This window comes from Stenotrophomonas sp. YJH_SMC_54 (assembly GCF_059368435.1).
The window spans coordinates 220,726-236,112 of sequence record NZ_JCAFRS010000002.1 but is presented as its reverse complement, the minus strand read 5'-3'; the positions used below and the strand labels follow the sequence as shown (position 1 = coordinate 236,112).

Below are 15,387 nucleotides of genomic sequence, written 5' to 3'. Positions count from 1 at the left end.
GGTCGCTTCGATGATGATCGAGGACGACACCGGCTTCGTGCTGCATGCGCGGGCCTACCGCGAGACCAGCCTGCTGGTCGAAGTGTTGAGCGCGCAGCATGGCCGCGTCGGCCTGCTCGCGCGTGGTGTGTCAACCGCGAAGGGCCAGGTGCTGCGCGCTGCCCTGCAGCCATTGCAGTGGATCCGCTTCAGCGCCCAGCAGCGCGGTGAACTGGCCCAGTTGCGCGGCGCTGAAGCGCTGGATGCGGCCCCGCGCCTGGTCGGCCAGGCGATGCTGGCCGGCTTCTATCTGAGTGAACTGACCCTGCGCCTGGCACCTCGCCAGGATCCGTTGCCTGAGTTGTATCTGGCCTATGGCGAAGCGCGCGCGCGGCTGGCGGTCGGTGCCGGCCTGGCCTGGACGCTGCGTCGTTTCGAGCGCGAGCTGCTGACCGCGCTGGGCCTGGGTTTCGAACTGGACAGTGCCAGCGACGGCCAGCCGATCGACCCGGCCGCGCGCTACGAGCTGGACCCACAGGAAGGCGCGCAGCGCCTGCTCAGTGAGCGCGGTGGGGAGCGCCGGGCGGCGGCCACTGGCTCGGCCCTGCTGGCGTTGGCGGCCGACGAAGAGCCCGCTGCCGCCGACCTGGCCAGCCTGCGCCTGCCGATGCGGCGGGTGCTGGCCCATCACCTCGGGCCACGCGGCCTGAAGTCCTGGGAAATGCTCGAGCAGCTCGCGCCCCGCAGGTAGGGGGTGTTCGGCAGGGCTTGCAGCCCTGCACCTGCCGAGGCCAAAGCGACAGCAACAGCAACAGCATGCATTCCGTGGGATGGCGGGATGGGTCCGGTTGTGGGGGGCGCTGCAAGTCCCCCTCCGGGGTCCGGCCCAGCCGCTGGCGGCTGTGCGTTCGGGCGCTTGCGAAGCAGTGCTTCGCAAGCAAAGCGCCCTCACCCATGTAAGCTCGGTCGCCGCTTGCTCGTGTGCGCTGTCCTGCGCACACGGCAAGACCGGGGTTGGGCGTCCTGCCCAACCCGCCCGAGGCATGCCTCGGGCCCATGCGGCTCACGCCTCCGCAACCGGACCCACCCCGCCTTCGACAGTTTTTCCGCGAGCTGTCGGGACGGCACGGGGTCGGATCCGTTTTCCACAGGAAAACGGATCCGACCCCAGATTGATTTCGATATCTGACAGAGATTCATCCACGCACGGCGTGGATCTACCCGATCGCGGAAAACTGTCAGAGGTGGGGCGGTGTCGGAGGGCGGGGTGTCAGCCGCATGGATGCGGCTGCCAAGCCCCCATGGACGGGTTTACGGCGTCCCCGCACTCCGATACCGCCCCGCCACCCCACGGAATGCCAGCTTTTGCTTTTGCTGTTGCCTTGGCCTGAAGCCTCTGCGGGTGCAGGGCGCAGCCCTGCCGAAAACCCTCAATGCAGCAGGGCCGCCACCGCGTCGCGGAACCCCGCCTGGGCCTGCCCGGACTCGGGCGCATGATGCAGCTGCCGCACCGCCCGTCCCAGCCGTGCCGCGCCGACAAACCCACAGCTCGCCTGCAACCGGTGCAGCTGGCTGCGCAGCTGGCGCTCGTCGTGCTGGTCCACGGCCTGCTCGACCGCGTCGCGTACGCCCGGCAACTCGGCCAGGAACAGCTCGCGCAGCGCGATCAAGTGGTTGCGCTGGCCATTGAGCGCGGCCAGTGCCGCGGTCTCGTCCCAGTCCTGTACCTGCAGCTCGACCGCTGCCGGAGCCGGGGCAACGGAGATCCCCGCCGGGCTGTTCACCAGTGCCCGGCGCACGGCCTTCAGCAACTGGTCGCGGCCCAGCGGCTTGACCAGCGTGTCGCTGAAGCCAGCTTCGCGCAGGCGGGCATGGATGGAGGTGTCGCCATCGGCGGTATGCGCCAATGCCGGGGTATCGGGGTGTGAACGGCGCAGTTCACGCAGCAGCTGCGCGCCATTGCCGTCCGGCAGGTTGACGTCGATCAGCCACAGGTCATGCGCGCCGGGCTCGGCGCTGGCCAGCGCGCTGGCCAATGAATCTGCGGTGTCCACGTCCGCCGGTAACGTTTCCAACGCCGCTTTGAAAAAACCGCGGCTGATGATGTCGTCCTCGACAAGCAGGAAGCGGGGCCGGCTGGCCCGCGGGGTCATCTGCATCAGGGCTGCCTCCATGTCAGCTGCTGCAATCATCAAGCACGGCGGCGGCGGGCGCAAGCGGGTCCGGACCCTGCCAGTCAGGATCTGCGACAATGTGCCCCCATTTTTGCCCGCAGCCTGTTGCCACGTGGCCCGATCCCGCTCCCGCATCGACCGTACCCCGTTCCAGACCGAGATCCTCGACCTCAGCCATGATGGTCGCGGTGTCGCCCGCCGTGAAGGCGAGGGCGGCAAGGTCACCTTCGTCAGCGGCGCCCTGCCGGGCGAGGTGGTCATGGCCGAACAGACCGCCCGCAGCCGCCATTTCGACGAGGCACGCACGGTGGAAGTGCTGCAGGCCTCGCCCCAGCGCGTGACCCCGAAGTGCCCGCATTTCGGTACCTGCGCCGGCTGCGTGCTGCAGCACCTGGACGAAGACCAGCAGATCGTCGCCAAGCAGCGCGTGCTGATGGACAACCTGGAGCGGATCGGCCATGTGAAGCCGGGCAAGGTGCTGGCGCCGCTGGTCGGCGAGAGCTGGGGTTATCGCCGCAAGGGCCGCTTCTCGGTGCGCCGGGTCGAGAAGAAGGACAAGACCCTGGTCGGTTTCCGTGAACAGGACCCGCGTTTCGTCGCCGACCTCAGCCAGTGCCTGACCGTGATCCCCGAGATCGGTACCAAGGTCGAGGCGCTGTCCACCTTCATCGAATCGCTCGATGGCAAGCGCGACATCCCGCAGATCGAGTTCATCGCCGGCGATCAGGCGGTGGTGCTGACCGTACGTCACCTGCAGCCGCTCAGCGATGCCGACCGCGCCGCCTGGGCCGCCTTTGGCCAGCAGCATGGTTTCGTGATCTACCTGCAATCCGGCGGCGTGGACACCGTGCAGCCGCTGGACGGGCAGGGCGTGCCGCTGTCGTTCCGGTTGGCGCCTTGGGACGTGGAACTGGCGTTCCGCCCGCTGGACTTCATCCAGGTCAACGCCAAGCTCAACGAAAAGATGATCGCCCACGCCCTGGACCTGCTTGAGCCGGGCGAGGACGAACGCGTGCTTGACCTGTTCTGCGGCCTGGGCAACTTCACCCTGCCGCTGGCCCGCCGAGTGCGCGAAGTGGTGGGTGTGGAAGGCGATGCCGGCCTGGTCGCGCGTGCCCGTGAGAATGCCGTGCGCAACGGGCTGGCCAACGCCCAGTTCTTCAGCGCCGACCTGACCCAGGACCAGCGCAGCACGCCGTGGATGCGCCAGGGCTTCGACAAGCTGCTGCTGGACCCGCCGCGCTCGGGCGCCATCGAAGTGCTGCAGCAGCTGCCGCTGAAGCAGTTCAAGCGCATCGTCTACGTCAGCTGCCACCCGGGTTCGCTGGCGCGCGATGCCGGCTATCTGGTCAACGAACAGGGCTTCACCCTGGTCAGTGCCGGTGCGATGGACATGTTCCCGCACACCGCGCACGTGGAAAGCATCGCGGTGTTCGAGAAGCGCTGAGCGGCTGTCATCACCCATGGCGCATAATCGCGCCATGGGCATTGAAATCGAACGCAAATTCCTGGTCATCAACGATGGCTGGCGATCCGCTGCGCACCGGGTGATCCCGATGGCGCAGGGCTACATCAACGACATGGGCGCGCTGGATCGCGGTACCCAGAACGCCTCGGTGCGCGTGCGTATCGAGGGCGACCATGCTGCGCTGAACCTGAAGTCGCGCACCATCGGCCACACCCGGCAGGAATTCGATTACCCGATTCCGGTGGAGGACGCGCGCGCGCTGCTGGCGCTGTGCGTGGGTGGCCTGATCGACAAGCGCCGCCATCTGGTCGAGCACGCCGGCCTGACCTGGGAAGTGGACGAGTTCCTCGGCGACAACGCCGGCCTGGTCGTGGCTGAGGTGGAACTGGACAGCGCCGACCAGGCCATCGAGCTGCCGGACTGGGCCGGCGCGGAAGTCACCGACGACGCCCGCTACTACAACGTCGCGCTCGCCAGTCATCCCTATTCACAGTGGTGAAACCCTGAAAAGGGGACGGAGGGGATTAAGTCGTCTTTACCCCGCCTGTGCGGAAAGCGACTTAATCCCCTCCGTCCCCTTTTTTCGGCGGGGGCGGGCCCCATGTCGGTGGGATGAGAATCGACATCTACTCCGACGTGGTCTGTCCCTGGTGCTGGATCGGCAAGCATCGTTTCCAGCAGGGCGTGCAGTTGCTGGGCGCCGATGCGCCTGAACTCGATATCCACTGGCAGCCGTTCCAGCTGGACCCGGACGCGGACGACACCCCGGTGCCGCTGCGCGAGGCCTATGTGCGCAAGTTCGGTGGCGTCGAGCGCACCGAGCAGATCCTCGGCCAGACCCAGACCACGGCGCGTGCGGAAGGCCTGCCGATGGACTTCAGCCGGGGCCAGGTGCGGGTGACCACGCTGCCGGCACATCGGGTGCTGTGGCTGGCCGGCCAGCACGGCGTGCAGGACGCGGTCGGGGAGGCGCTGTTCCGCGCCCACTTCGAGCTTGGCCAGAACCTGGCGGACAGCGCGGTGCTGATCAAGGCCGGTGTGGCGGGCGGCCTGGACGGCGGCGAAATCGCGCAGATGCTGGCCTCCGACCGCGGCCTGGCCGAGGTCGAAGCCAAGCTGGCGGAGGCGCATGCGCTGGGCATCTCCTCGGTGCCGACCTTCGTCATCGATGGAAAGTGGGCCATTTCCGGGGCGCAGCCCCCCGAGGCCTTCGCCAACGCCCTGCGCCAGATTGCCGCCGAACAGGGCGCCCCGGCCACCCCGGCTGGCGACGACGAGGCCTGCGGCCCGGACGGCTGCAAGGTCTGAGCAGATCGGGGTCAGAGCCCCTGCGGGGATCCGGCCCCGGGGTCAGATCCCCGCAGGGGCTCTGACCGCACACTCCCCTTTTTCTGACCACTGCGCCTGTCGGCCGGTTCTGCGACAATGCGGCACTGCGCCATGCGGGCGCGCGTTGTGGAGATCGACCATGCTGCTGATCGGCGTTGCCGGCACCGAACTGACCGCCCAGGAACGTGACTGGCTGCAGCACGATGCCGTGGCCGGGGTGGTGCTGTTCAAGCGCAACTTCGCCTCCCGCCAGCAGGTGACCGATCTTAGCGCGGCGATCCGCGCCGCCGCGCCGCGCCCGCAGCTGATCTGCGTGGACCAGGAAGGCGGTCGTGTACAGCGTTTCCGCGAGGGTTACAGCGATCTGCCGCCACTGCAGGACATTGGTGCCCTGTATGCCACCGACCCGCAGCAGGCCTTGGCATTGGCCGAACGGCACGCCTGGCTGATGGCCAGCGAAGTACGCGCCAGCGGCCTGGACCTGAGCTTCGCGCCGGTGGTCGACCTTGGCCGTGGCAACCGTGCCATCGGCAACCGCGCCTTCAGTGAAGACCCGCAGGTGGTGGCCGCGTTCACCGCCGCCTACGTGCGCGGCATGCATTCGGTCGGCATGGCCGCCACGCTCAAGCATTTCCCCGGCCACGGCACCGTGCTGGAAGACACCCACGTCGATACCGCGATCGATCCGCGCGCGCTGGACGAGCTGCGTGCGCAGGACCTGGTGCCGTTCCAGGCCGGCATCGCCGCCGGTGCCGATGCGGTGATGATGGCGCACGTGATCTACCCGCAGATTGCGCCTGAACCGGCAGGTTACTCGCCGCGCTGGATCCAGGACATCCTGCGCGGCGAGCTCGGCTTCCGTGGCGTGGTGTTCTCCGACGACATCGGCATGGCCGCCTCGCACAGCGCCGGCGGCGTGCCGGCGCGCGTGCACGCCCATCTGGACGCCGGCTGCGACGTGGTGCTGGTCTGCCACCCGGAGCTGGTCGATGAAGCCCTGCACGCGGTGCAGGGGCGCTCCCTCAATACCGCTGCGCTGCTGGGCCTGCTCGGCCGCGGCGCGCTTGGCTGGGACGGCCTGCTGGCCGATGCCCGCCATGGCAACACCCAATCCCGTCTGCTTGAAACCCTTGGAAGAACCGTCTGATGCCCAACCTCACCATTTCCCAGGCCCTGGCCCAGGCTGACCTGCTGGTCGACCGCCCCACCATCGACAAGGCCATCGCGGGTATCGCCGACGCCATCGCGCGCGATTACAAGGGCGAGGTGCCGTTGTTCCTGTCGATCATGCACGGTGCGCTGCCGTTCGCCGGCCAGCTGGCACTGGAGCTGGGCGCGCGCGGCCAGGACGTGCAGTTCGATTACCTGCACGCCACCCGTTACCGCGGTGAAACCACCGGCGGCGACCTGGTCTGGAAGCACAAGCCGGCCACCTCGCTGTTCGGCCGCCGCGTGCTGCTGGTCGACGACATCCTTGACGAGGGCTACACCCTGCAGGGCGTTCGCACCTGGTGCCTGGAACAGGGCGCAACCGACGTGCGCATCGCCGCGATGACCGTGAAGAAGCACGACCGCGCGCTGCCGGACGTGACCGCCGACTACGCCGGCATCGAACTGCCGGACCGCTACGTGTTCGGCTTCGGCATGGACGTCAACGAAACCCTGCGCTGCGTGCCGGCCATCTACGCGATGAAGGAATAACGGCGCAGCCGCCCGCGGCGCGTCTTCTTCTGCCGCCGGCATCCTCGGGTGCCGGCGTTCGTCTTTTCATGGAGTGCTTCGAATGCAACAGATCGCCCTGGCCGTGATCGGCGGTACCGGTGTCTACAACCTGGCCAAGCTTGACGACGTGCAGACCCACGAGGTCGACACCCGCTTCGGCCGCCCGTCCGGTCCGGTGCGCGTGGGCACGCTGCTCGGCCATCGCGTGGCGTTCCTGGCGCGCCATGGTGAAGGCCACTCGCTGCCGCCGCACAAGATCAACTACCGCGCCAACCTGGCCGCGCTGCAGCAGCTGGGCGCGCAGCGCGTGTTGGCGTTGAACACGGTCGGTGGCATCACCGAGAACTTCGGCCCGCGCGTGCTGGCCTGCCCGGACCAGATCATCGACTACACCTGGGGCCGCATCAGTACCATCTGTGAAGAAGAGGGCACCGATGTGGTCCACGTCGATTTCGGCCACCCGTACACGCCGATGCTGCGCAGCAAGATCCTGGCGGCGGCCAAAGTGACCGGCGTCACGGTCCATGACGGTGGCTGCTACGGCGCAACGCAGGGCCCGCGCCTGGAAACCATCGCTGAAATCGCCCGCATGCGCCGCGACGGCTGCGACCTGGTGGGCATGACCGGCATGCCGGAAGCCGCGCTGGCACGCGAACTGGGGCTGGATTACGCCTGCCTGGCGATCATCGCCAACTGGGCTGCCGGCTGTGGTGATGGCGAGGAGATTACGATGGCCGAAGTGCTGGCCAACGTACAGGCGGCCAGCAACGGACTTCCGGAACTGGTGGGCGAATTGGCGCGGGGGTGATTGTCTTCCCCGAGCAAGCTTTGCATACTCAGCTTGTGCGCGGGTTCAGCGTACACCACCCATTCATTGCATAAGGTCTCGCATCACCATGCCGAACGGTACCGTCAAGTGGTTCAACGACGCCAAGGGATTTGGCTTCATCTCGCCGGAGGATGGCAGCGCCGACGTGTTCGCGCACTTCTCCGCCATCAACTCCAAGGGCTTCCGCAGCCTGCAGGAAGGCCAGCGTGTCACCTATGACGTGACCCAGGGCCCGAAGGGTGCCCAGGCTTCGAACATCACGCCGGCCGAGTGATCCACTCGACAGTGCGTTGAAAACCCCGCTTCGGCGGGGTTTTTTTTTGCGCGGCGTGCCCGCGGCCGGTTCGCGGTCCACCCGCCTCGGGCACAATGTGGCCATGACGGAACGACTGCGTATCGCCGTGATCGGCTACGGCACCGCTGGACAGGCGGTGTCCATCCTCCTCACCCGTGACGGCCACGAAGTGGAGATATTCGAACGCGTGCCGACGCCGGGACCGGTGGGTGCCGGTTTCCTGCTGCAGCCCAGCGGCCTGCAGGTGCTGTGGCAGATGGGCCTGCTGGATGCGGTGCGCGCGCATGCCGCGCCGGTGCACCGCCTGTATGGCGACACGCCATGCGAGCGCGCGGTGATGGACATGCGCTACGACGGTCTGGATGCGCGCCTGCATGGCCTGGGTATGCAGCGTGGGGCGTTGTTCTCGCTGTTGGACCAGGCGCGCGCGGGGGCAGGCAATCTGCATGCGGGCGTCACCATCGCCGCCGTGGATGCCGAGCAGGGCCGCCTGCGCGACAGCGAAGGGCGCCTGCATGGCCCGTTCGACCTGGTGGTGGCCGCCGATGGCGCGGCCTCTACGCTGCGCAGCACCATTGCCGGCGGTGCCGGGCTGGACCGCGTGTATCCGTGGGGAGCGCTGTGGTGCCTGTTGCCGGCCGAAGACTGGCCGCATGTGCAGGAGCTGCGGCAGCGCTACGTGGCCGCGCGCAAGATGATCGGCCTGTTGCCGGTCGGCACGCGCCCCGGCGATGACACGCCGCGCCTGAGCTTCTTCTGGAGCCTGCCACGCACCGACTTCGAGCGCTGGCAGGCCGATGGCATGACGCCCTGGCTGGACGAGCTGCATGCGCTGTGGCCGCAGGCCAGTGCGCGCTTCGCCCACCTGCGCGATGCCGGCCAGCTGGCGCGCGCGGTCTATCGCGATGCAGTGATGACGCGCTGGCACCAGGGCCGCATGGTGCTGGCAGGTGATGCGGCGCACGCGATGAGCCCGCAGCTGGGACAGGGGGTGAACATGGCGCTGCTCGATGCGCTGGCGCTGCGCGATGCGGTGCGCACGCATGGCGGTGGTGCCGCTGCATTGCAGGCCTACCAGGCGCAACGCAGGGCCCACGTGGCGGTCTACCAGCGCTGGAGTCGCTGGCTGACGCCGCTGTTCCAGTCCGATCGCGATGCCTGGGCGAAGACGCGCGACGTGCTGCTGGGCCCGATGGGGCGCCTGCCGGGAGGCCGTGGCCACATGCTGCGCGTGCTCAGCGGCACGCAGCAGGGGTGGTTCGGTTCGCTTACGCTGGATCCGGCCTTCATCGACGCATTGGCGACGACGATGGAAATACCTCGCAGCAACGCGATCACGGCCAGCGCGTGAAGCGTGCCGTCACGTGAATTAACGGTTGCCTCACCGCGGATGTGCGAGAAGTAGGTTGCACGCGACTGCGCGTCGCCCGTTTTCCTTTCCGTGATCAACATCGCGCGTGGCTCGGGCAGCGCTGCTGTTGCGGCCTGTTGCGGCCCGGACGTGCCGCTTGATGTTGAACAGGAGGACGCCATGTTGTTCGCGGTCGAAGAGCTGGAATCGGAAATCTGCAAGCTGCGTGGACTGCTGCAGATGCTGCACGAGGACCAGCCCGACGTACTGGAGGATGTATTCGAGTTCCATGTCGGCAGCCTGGTCAGCCATGCGTCGCCGGAACACCACGCACGCATCCGGACCTGCGCGCAGGAGATGCTGGCGGCAATCCAGGCCTTGCCGCGGCGGCGTGAGAATGACACCCCTGATTTCCAGTTGATGCCGCAGCTGGGCATTGGCCCGGCCTGAGTCAGGCGACCGGCAGTTCCACCAGGCCGCTTTCCACGCAGGCGATCATCTGTTCGCCGCGGGCGGGGGCAGGCACGATGCCTGCAGTGAATGCGGAGAAGGCCGGCAGGACCGTCATCCGGTCACGCAGCCAGAACGCGGGGAAGCGCCGTCGCAGTGGCCTCAAGGCAACCTGCGGGTGCAGATGCCCGGCGATCACATGCAGCGCCGCATCGGGCATCGGCTCATGCCGAAGCAGGAACGGCCGCAGTCGTACTTCATCGTGGATCTGGACCTGCAACTGCGCATGCGGCAGCTGGCGGTCGTGATTACCGCGCAGGACATGCACGTCCAGCGAAGCATTGCGTTCACGCCATCCCAGCCATTGCTGGTACCACCCAGCGCGATGCGCCGGCCCATGCAGGATGTCGCCCAGGATCCACAGCTCGCGGCAGGCATGCAGGTCCAGAAGCCGCTGCAAGCGTTGCAGGTCTTCGCCGGTGCCGCCGCTGGGCAACGCGATGCCGGCGCGACGGAACACATCGGCCTTGCCCAGGTGGAGGTCTGCGATCAGCAGTGCCTGCCGCGCGGGCCAGTACAGCGCACGCGCGCCCACCAGGACCACGGACTCACCAGCAAGCAGCAGCGGTAATTCATCGGTCATGGCGGCGCTCCAGTTGCTGGGCCGCGCGCTGCACGCGCATACGCCAGTCTTCATTGCTGAACTGACCGCGCAGGCGTTCGGCCCACAATGGAAAGCCCAGCGGCGTGAGTGATGACGGTCGCTGCAGCGACAGCTGCTGCGTGCCGATCCGCTCCAGTACCTGCTGCACCCCCGGCAGGTCGAGGCTGTCGTACAGCACTTCATGTTCCGCCAGCGCCAGCAGCAGGTGTTCCGGATCGTGCTCGCGCAGCACGTCGTACAGCAGGCCCGCGGACGCCTGCAGCTGGCGCAGCGACCGTGGCATGCCACCGGGCAGGCTGGGCACCAGCAGGCCTGCTACGCGTGCGATGCCCCGGAACTGACGTCGCGCCAGCTCGCCCAGGTTCACTGCCTCGCGCAGATCGGCCAGCAAGCGGTCATTGCCGAACAACGCACGCCATTGCGCCTCATCCAGATCGATCGGCCGCGCCGGCGCCAGCACCAGGCCATGATCGTTCACCGCATAGCCAATGCTGTTGCGTTGCTGGCGGGTGCAGCGCAGCGCCAACAGCGCGGCCAGTGCCTCGTGTACGTGGCGGCCGGCAAAGGGGTAGACGAACATGAACTGGCCTTCGCGGCGCCGCACCTCTTCCACCAGCAGGTGCTCTGGGCCGGGAAGCGCCGACAGCTGTTGCTGCAGTGCCAGCAACGGTGACAACCAGCGGGATTCGGCACTGTCGTCGGCGCCGGACAGCACCCACTCCAGCTCACGGCCGAGTGGCATCGACAGCGGCAACTGGCCTCCCTGCCAGCGCGGCACCACACCATCACCGCGCCCTCGTGCCAGCCGCACGAAAGCGGTCATGTCGCGCAGCTGCACCAGTTCCAGCAGGCGCCCGGCGAACTGGAAACGGTCGCCGCGACGCAGGCGGCTGGCGAACTGCTCCTCCACTGCACCAAGCCCGCCACCGCGCAGGAACTGCACGCGCACGCTGCCATCGCTGCTGATGGTGCCGATCGACAGGCGGTGCCGCAGCGCCTGGCGGCGATCGTGCATGCGGTAGCTGCCATCGGCATCGCGCACGACCTTGTGGAAATCGGGGTACTGCGCCAGCGCCTGCCCCCCCTGCACGATGAAGTCCAGCACGGCCCGCCATTGTTCATCGCCCAGCGTGGCGAAGGCATGGGTGCGACGCACCTGCGCCAGCAGCGCATCACTGTCAAAGCCGCCAGCGAGGGCGCGGCTGACCGCATGCTGTGCCAGCACGTCCAGTGACAACGTCGGCGGTCGACGCGCTTCGACCACGCCTTCGTGCAGTGCGCGGCGCACCGCTGCATATTCGGCCAGTTCCAGTGCGTGGCTGGGTATGCAGACGATGGCCCCCCCGGCGCCGGGACGATGGCGTGCGCGCCCGGCGCGCTGGCGCAGCCGCGCCACGCCCTTGGGGCTGCCCAGCTGCAGTACCTGTTCAACCTCCGGGAAATCCACGCCGAGATCGAGGCTGGAGGTCGCCACCACGCAGCGCAACGCGCCTGCGCGCAGGCCGTCTTCCACCTGCTGCCGCAGTGCTGGATCCAGCGAGCCATGATGCAGTGCCAGCGTGTCCGCGTCTTCCGGCCATACCGCCGCCAGCGCCTGGTGCCACAGCTCGGCCTGCGCGCGGGTGTTGGTGAACAGCAGGCTGCTGCGTACGGCCATCAGCGCGTCCAGCACGCGCGGCAGCTGCGCCAGGCCGAGATGCCCCGCCCAAGGGAAACGTTCACCCGGTTCCGGCAGCAGGCTGCGCACGCTGATCGCGCGCGGACGAACGCCCTGTACGATTGGTGCATCCTGTTGGCCAGGCAGCAGCACGTCGCGGGCCTGCGGCAGGTTGCCCAGCGTGGCCGACAGTCCCCAAAGCTGCAGGGAAGGAGCGGCGTCTCGCAGCACCGCCAGGTTCAGCTGCAGCAGGACGCCGCGCTTGTTGCCCAGCAGTTCATGCCATTCGTCCACCACCACGCAGCGCAGCTGGCGCATGCGTGGCAGTGTGTCGGGATAGCTCAGCAGCAGTGCCAGCGATTCCGGCGTGGTCACCAGCACGTCGACGCGGCCTTCGCGGGCCTGCCGGCGCTCGCGGTTGCTGGCATCGCCGCTGCGCAGGCCGACCCGCCAGCCCAAGCCCAGCCCGTCGACCACTGCCTGCAGCGCACGTGCGGTATCACTGGCCAATGCCCGCAGCGGCGTCACCCACAGCACCTGCAGCGGCCGCACCGTGCTGGCCCGGCGCGGTGCCGACGGTGGATCGAGCATCGCCTGCAGCAGCGGGCCGCCGAACATGGCCAGCGTCTTGCCGCTGCCGGTGGGGGTGTGCAGCAGCCCGGAGTCGCCTGCCAGATAGTGCCGCCACATCGCGCGCTGGAACGGCAGTGAGCGCCAGCCGCGCGCAGCGAACCAGTCTTCCAGCCGGCGCAACGCCTGGCGGCGGTTCATCGCGCCAGCGCCTGCAGCGTGGCCAGCTGGTCGGCTTCGGCGGCGGGCTTGTCGTGGCGCCAGCGCAGGATGCGGGGAAAGCGCACGGCGATGCCGGATTTGTGCCGGCTGCTGCGGTTGACTGCCTCGAAGCCCAGTTCAAACACCTGTTCGGCACGCACGCTGCGCACCGGGCCAAACCGTTCACGGGTGTTGGCGCGGATCCAGCGATCGAGGGCCAGGATTTCCTTGTCATCCAGGCCCGAATAGGCCTTGGCCACCGGCACCAGCGTATCGCCGTCCCAGACGCCGAAGGTGTAATCGGTGTACAGCGTGCTGCGCCGTCCATGGCCGGCCTGCGCGTACAGCAGCACGGCATCAATGGTCAGGGGGTCGACCTTCCATTTCCACCAGTCGCCGCGCCGTCGCCCTGACTGGTAGGCGGACGTCCGGCGTTTCAGCATCAACCCTTCGACGCCCCGCTCACGGGCGGCCTCCCGCAACGTGGCCGCCTGCAGCCAGTCTCCAGCGGGTACGTCGGGCGACAGCTGGATGCGTGTGTCGCCCAGGGCACCGATGACCTCGGCCAACTGTGCACGCCGTTGCTGCAGTGGCAGCCCGCGCAGATCCTCGCCATCGCGTTCAAGCAGGTCGTAGGCAAGCAAGCGTACCGGGGTGTTGCGCAAGGTCGCTGCACCGGGCTTGCGACGCTGGATGCGGGTCTGCAGCGCGGTGAAGGCGCGCGGCAGGTCGTCGCTCTCGTCCCAGGCCAGCAGTTCTCCGTCCAGCACGCAGCCGTCGGGCAGCGCCATCGTGGCCTGTTCAATTTCCGGGAAGCGGCCATCCAGCCGTTCCTCGCCACGTGACCACAGCGCCACTTCACCGCGTCGGCGCAGCAGCTGCAGACGGATTCCATCCCACTTCCACTCCAGCAGCCAGTCTTCGACCGGACCCAGCCGTTCGCCCGGTTCGCCCTCCAGCGGTGAGGCCAGGAAGAACGGGTACGGCTGCTGCCGGTCCAGTGGCAGTTCATCCGGCGACAGCAGCTGCCCCAGCAACGCGGGAGAGGGCACCCACTCGCCGAGCATGCGCTGGGCGATGCGCGCGATGTCCAGGCCGGACCATTCTGCCAGCGCCTGCTGCACCAGCCGTTGCGAGACACCCACGCGCAGCGCGCCGGTGAGCAGCTTGTTGAACACCAGGCGCTCGCCGCTGCACAGCTGCCGCCAGCCGGCGACGACCGCCGCACGGCGCACCACTTCGGGCTGGTTGGCCACCGCCAGCAGATGCTGTTCGATCCAGTCCGACAACGGCCGGTCGGCGGCGGGATGCAAGGGGTCATCCAGCAGCAGTGTCAGTGTTTCGGCCAGATCGCCGACCTGAGCGTAGCTGTCTTCCACCAGCCAGGCGGGCAGTCCGGATTCCTCGGCAATCCAGATGCGCAGCTCACCACTGGCGGCGATCCTGCGGCGTGCGCCGCCGACCTTGCCGCCGCTGAGCAGATACAGCGCCCACGCCGCATCGTGCGCCGCTGCGTGGCGGAAGTAGTCGACCAGTGCGGCGCGCTTGTCCAGCGTCGCAGTACTGCGGTCCAGGCGCTGGTAGAGCGCGGCGAAGGCCTTCATTCCTCGCTCCCGAAGTCGGTGCGAAAGGCTTCAGCCGCCACGCCGCGCTCGCGCAGGAACGGAATCAATGCATCGGTATTGCCATGGGTGGCGATGACCCGCTGCGCGCCGGTCTGTTCGATGGTCTGCAGCAGCGCGGGCCAATCAGCGTGATCGGAAATGACGAAGCCCCGGTCGACGTTGCGGCGTCGCCGGTTGCCGCGCAGCTGCATCCACCCCGAGGCGAACCCCAGTTGATGCGGCCCGAAGCGGCGCATCCACGGCGTGCCTGCGGCCGAGGGTGGGGCCAGGATCAACTGGCCGGCGGCATCGGGTTGACGCCCCTGTTCGGCGACGGTGAGCGTCTCCAGCATCGGGATGTTGGCCTGCCGGTAGACCGACACGCCATTGGCGATGGCGCCGTGCAGCCACGCGGGGCGGTCGTCCAGTGGCAACAACTCGGCCAGCACCCGCTGCGCCTTGCCGAGTGCATAGCACAGCAGGATCGCCGCTTCGCCACGTTGTTCGCATTCGCGGCGCCACGCCACGATCTCTGCGGCGACCGCCGGGGTGTCCGGCCAGCGATAGATCGGCAGCGCGAACGTCGCTTCGGTGATGAACGTATCGCAGGGCACCACTTCGAAGGGCGTGCAGGTCGGGTCGGGTTGGCGCTTGTAGTCGCCGGACGCCACCCACACCCGTTCACCATCGTCGATGCGCACCTGCGACGAACCGAGCACATGACCGGCCGGATGCAGCGATACCTGCACCCGGCCCAAGCGGAACGGCACCCCCTCGGCGTGCGCCTGCACGCCAACATCGCCCAGCCGCCAGCGCAGGATCGGCAGGCTTCCTTCGCTGCAGTGGTATTCGCCCATGCCCGGGCGCGCGTGGTCGCCGTGGCCATGGGTGATGACCGCGCGCGGCACCGGGCGCCAGGGATCGATGTGGAAATCTCCCGCGGCGCAGTACAGCCCCTCCGGACGCAGCACCACCAGATCGTCATTGCCTTCCATGCGGCCACTGTGGCCTGCGCTTCGTGCAGGCGGTGAGAACCGGCCTGAACACGGGCTTGGCGGGGCATGCGGCACAATCGGACCGCATACCTCTTGCCG

Annotated in this window: 15 protein-coding genes; 10 read left to right on the top strand and 5 right to left on the bottom strand. The window is 68.2% G+C overall.

Annotated features, from left to right (window positions below; translation table 11 throughout):
• Positions 1 to 10: 10 nt before the first annotated feature.
• Positions 11 to 730: a DNA repair protein RecO gene (gene recO / locus AC5P5S_RS03425; protein WP_005410598.1), complete on the top strand. Its 720-nt coding sequence runs from the start codon at positions 11 to 13 to the stop codon at positions 728 to 730.
• 679 nt (positions 731 to 1,409) lie between these two features.
• Here recO and AC5P5S_RS03420 read toward each other — a convergent pair.
• Positions 1,410 to 2,138, bottom strand: coding sequence for a response regulator (locus tag AC5P5S_RS03420; RefSeq protein ID WP_005410597.1), 729 nt, complete (start codon positions 2,136 to 2,138; stop codon positions 1,410 to 1,412).
• 127 nt (positions 2,139 to 2,265) lie between these two features.
• Here AC5P5S_RS03420 and rlmD point away from each other — a divergent pair, with 127 nt between their 5' ends.
• From rlmD to AC5P5S_RS03375, 9 genes are all read left to right on the top strand, one after another.
• Positions 2,266 to 3,600, top strand: a complete 1,335-nt coding sequence (rlmD, locus tag AC5P5S_RS03415; protein ID WP_005414201.1) for a 23S rRNA (uracil(1939)-C(5))-methyltransferase RlmD — start codon at positions 2,266 to 2,268, stop codon at positions 3,598 to 3,600.
• A gap of 34 nt (positions 3,601 to 3,634) precedes the next feature.
• The gene (locus AC5P5S_RS03410; RefSeq protein WP_012480971.1) at positions 3,635 to 4,120 is read left to right on the top strand and encodes a CYTH domain-containing protein; all 486 of its coding nucleotides are present in this window, start codon (positions 3,635 to 3,637) and stop codon (positions 4,118 to 4,120) included.
• Between the two features lie 113 nt (positions 4,121 to 4,233).
• The gene (locus tag AC5P5S_RS03405; protein ID WP_005414203.1) at positions 4,234 to 4,929 is read left to right on the top strand and encodes a DsbA family oxidoreductase; all 696 of its coding nucleotides are present in this window, start codon (positions 4,234 to 4,236) and stop codon (positions 4,927 to 4,929) included.
• A 160-nt stretch (positions 4,930 to 5,089) separates the two neighbouring features.
• Positions 5,090 to 6,097 (top strand): beta-N-acetylhexosaminidase, encoded by a 1,008-nt coding sequence (gene nagZ / locus AC5P5S_RS03400; RefSeq protein WP_087802796.1) that lies wholly within the window; start codon positions 5,090 to 5,092, stop codon positions 6,095 to 6,097.
• Positions 6,097 to 6,651 (top strand): hypoxanthine-guanine phosphoribosyltransferase, encoded by a 555-nt coding sequence (locus tag AC5P5S_RS03395; protein WP_005410592.1) that lies wholly within the window; start codon positions 6,097 to 6,099, stop codon positions 6,649 to 6,651. The genes nagZ and AC5P5S_RS03395 overlap by 1 nt, the downstream gene beginning before the upstream one ends.
• Before the next feature lie 82 nt (positions 6,652 to 6,733).
• The gene (locus tag AC5P5S_RS03390) at positions 6,734 to 7,480 is read left to right on the top strand and encodes an S-methyl-5'-thioinosine phosphorylase (protein ID WP_005410591.1); all 747 of its coding nucleotides are present in this window, start codon (positions 6,734 to 6,736) and stop codon (positions 7,478 to 7,480) included.
• An 88-nt stretch (positions 7,481 to 7,568) separates the two neighbouring features.
• Positions 7,569 to 7,775, top strand: coding sequence for a cold-shock protein (locus tag AC5P5S_RS03385; protein ID WP_005410590.1), 207 nt, complete (start codon positions 7,569 to 7,571; stop codon positions 7,773 to 7,775).
• Positions 7,776 to 7,878: 103 nt separating this feature from the next.
• Positions 7,879 to 9,147, top strand: coding sequence for an FAD-dependent oxidoreductase (locus AC5P5S_RS03380; protein WP_043035435.1), 1,269 nt, complete (start codon positions 7,879 to 7,881; stop codon positions 9,145 to 9,147).
• A gap of 180 nt (positions 9,148 to 9,327) precedes the next feature.
• The gene (locus tag AC5P5S_RS03375) at positions 9,328 to 9,597 is read left to right on the top strand and encodes a hypothetical protein (RefSeq protein WP_024958257.1); all 270 of its coding nucleotides are present in this window, start codon (positions 9,328 to 9,330) and stop codon (positions 9,595 to 9,597) included.
• Between the two features lies 1 nt (position 9,598).
• Here the strand turns inward: AC5P5S_RS03375 and pdeM are convergent, their stop codons facing one another.
• The 4 genes from pdeM to AC5P5S_RS03355 are packed head-to-tail and all read right to left on the bottom strand — an operon-like array spanning position 9,599 to position 15,288.
• Positions 9,599 to 10,240 (bottom strand): ligase-associated DNA damage response endonuclease PdeM, encoded by a 642-nt coding sequence (gene pdeM, locus AC5P5S_RS03370; protein WP_043035436.1) that lies wholly within the window; start codon positions 10,238 to 10,240, stop codon positions 9,599 to 9,601.
• Positions 10,230 to 12,689, bottom strand: coding sequence for a ligase-associated DNA damage response DEXH box helicase (locus AC5P5S_RS03365; protein WP_062607888.1), 2,460 nt, complete (start codon positions 12,687 to 12,689; stop codon positions 10,230 to 10,232). The genes pdeM and AC5P5S_RS03365 overlap by 11 nt, the downstream gene beginning before the upstream one ends.
• Positions 12,686 to 14,293, bottom strand: a complete 1,608-nt coding sequence (locus tag AC5P5S_RS03360) for an ATP-dependent DNA ligase (protein WP_062607886.1) — start codon at positions 14,291 to 14,293, stop codon at positions 12,686 to 12,688. The genes AC5P5S_RS03365 and AC5P5S_RS03360 overlap by 4 nt, the downstream gene beginning before the upstream one ends.
• Entirely contained in the window at positions 14,290 to 15,288 is a 999-nt protein-coding gene (locus AC5P5S_RS03355; RefSeq protein ID WP_005414211.1) for a ligase-associated DNA damage response exonuclease, read from the bottom strand. The genes AC5P5S_RS03360 and AC5P5S_RS03355 overlap by 4 nt, the downstream gene beginning before the upstream one ends.
• Positions 15,289 to 15,387 lie beyond the last annotated feature (99 nt).

What these genes read in the sequence shown, in the direction of transcription:
- AC5P5S_RS03420 (WP_005410597.1), bottom strand. Translation starts at nt 2,138, where the DNA reads ATGCAGATGACCCCGCGGGCCAGCCGGCCCCGCTTCCTGCTTGTCGAG.
- AC5P5S_RS03365 (WP_062607888.1), bottom strand. Translation starts at nt 12,689, where the DNA reads ATGAACCGCCGCCAGGCGTTGCGCCGGCTGGAAGACTGGTTCGCTGCG.
- AC5P5S_RS03380 (WP_043035435.1), top strand. Translation starts at nt 7,879, where the DNA reads ATGACGGAACGACTGCGTATCGCCGTGATCGGCTACGGCACCGCTGGA.
- AC5P5S_RS03410 (WP_012480971.1), top strand. Translation starts at nt 3,635, where the DNA reads ATGGGCATTGAAATCGAACGCAAATTCCTGGTCATCAACGATGGCTGG.
- pdeM (WP_043035436.1), bottom strand. Translation starts at nt 10,240, where the DNA reads ATGACCGATGAATTACCGCTGCTGCTTGCTGGTGAGTCCGTGGTCCTG.
- AC5P5S_RS03375 (WP_024958257.1), top strand. Translation starts at nt 9,328, where the DNA reads ATGTTGTTCGCGGTCGAAGAGCTGGAATCGGAAATCTGCAAGCTGCGT.
- AC5P5S_RS03395 (WP_005410592.1), top strand. Translation starts at nt 6,097, where the DNA reads ATGCCCAACCTCACCATTTCCCAGGCCCTGGCCCAGGCTGACCTGCTG.
- AC5P5S_RS03405 (WP_005414203.1), top strand. Translation starts at nt 4,234, where the DNA reads ATGAGAATCGACATCTACTCCGACGTGGTCTGTCCCTGGTGCTGGATC.
- AC5P5S_RS03355 (WP_005414211.1), bottom strand. Translation starts at nt 15,288, where the DNA reads ATGGAAGGCAATGACGATCTGGTGGTGCTGCGTCCGGAGGGGCTGTAC.
- AC5P5S_RS03360 (WP_062607886.1), bottom strand. Translation starts at nt 14,293, where the DNA reads ATGAAGGCCTTCGCCGCGCTCTACCAGCGCCTGGACCGCAGTACTGCG.
- nagZ (WP_087802796.1), top strand. Translation starts at nt 5,090, where the DNA reads ATGCTGCTGATCGGCGTTGCCGGCACCGAACTGACCGCCCAGGAACGT.
- AC5P5S_RS03390 (WP_005410591.1), top strand. Translation starts at nt 6,734, where the DNA reads ATGCAACAGATCGCCCTGGCCGTGATCGGCGGTACCGGTGTCTACAAC.
- AC5P5S_RS03385 (WP_005410590.1), top strand. Translation starts at nt 7,569, where the DNA reads ATGCCGAACGGTACCGTCAAGTGGTTCAACGACGCCAAGGGATTTGGC.
- recO (WP_005410598.1), top strand. Translation starts at nt 11, where the DNA reads ATGATGATCGAGGACGACACCGGCTTCGTGCTGCATGCGCGGGCCTAC.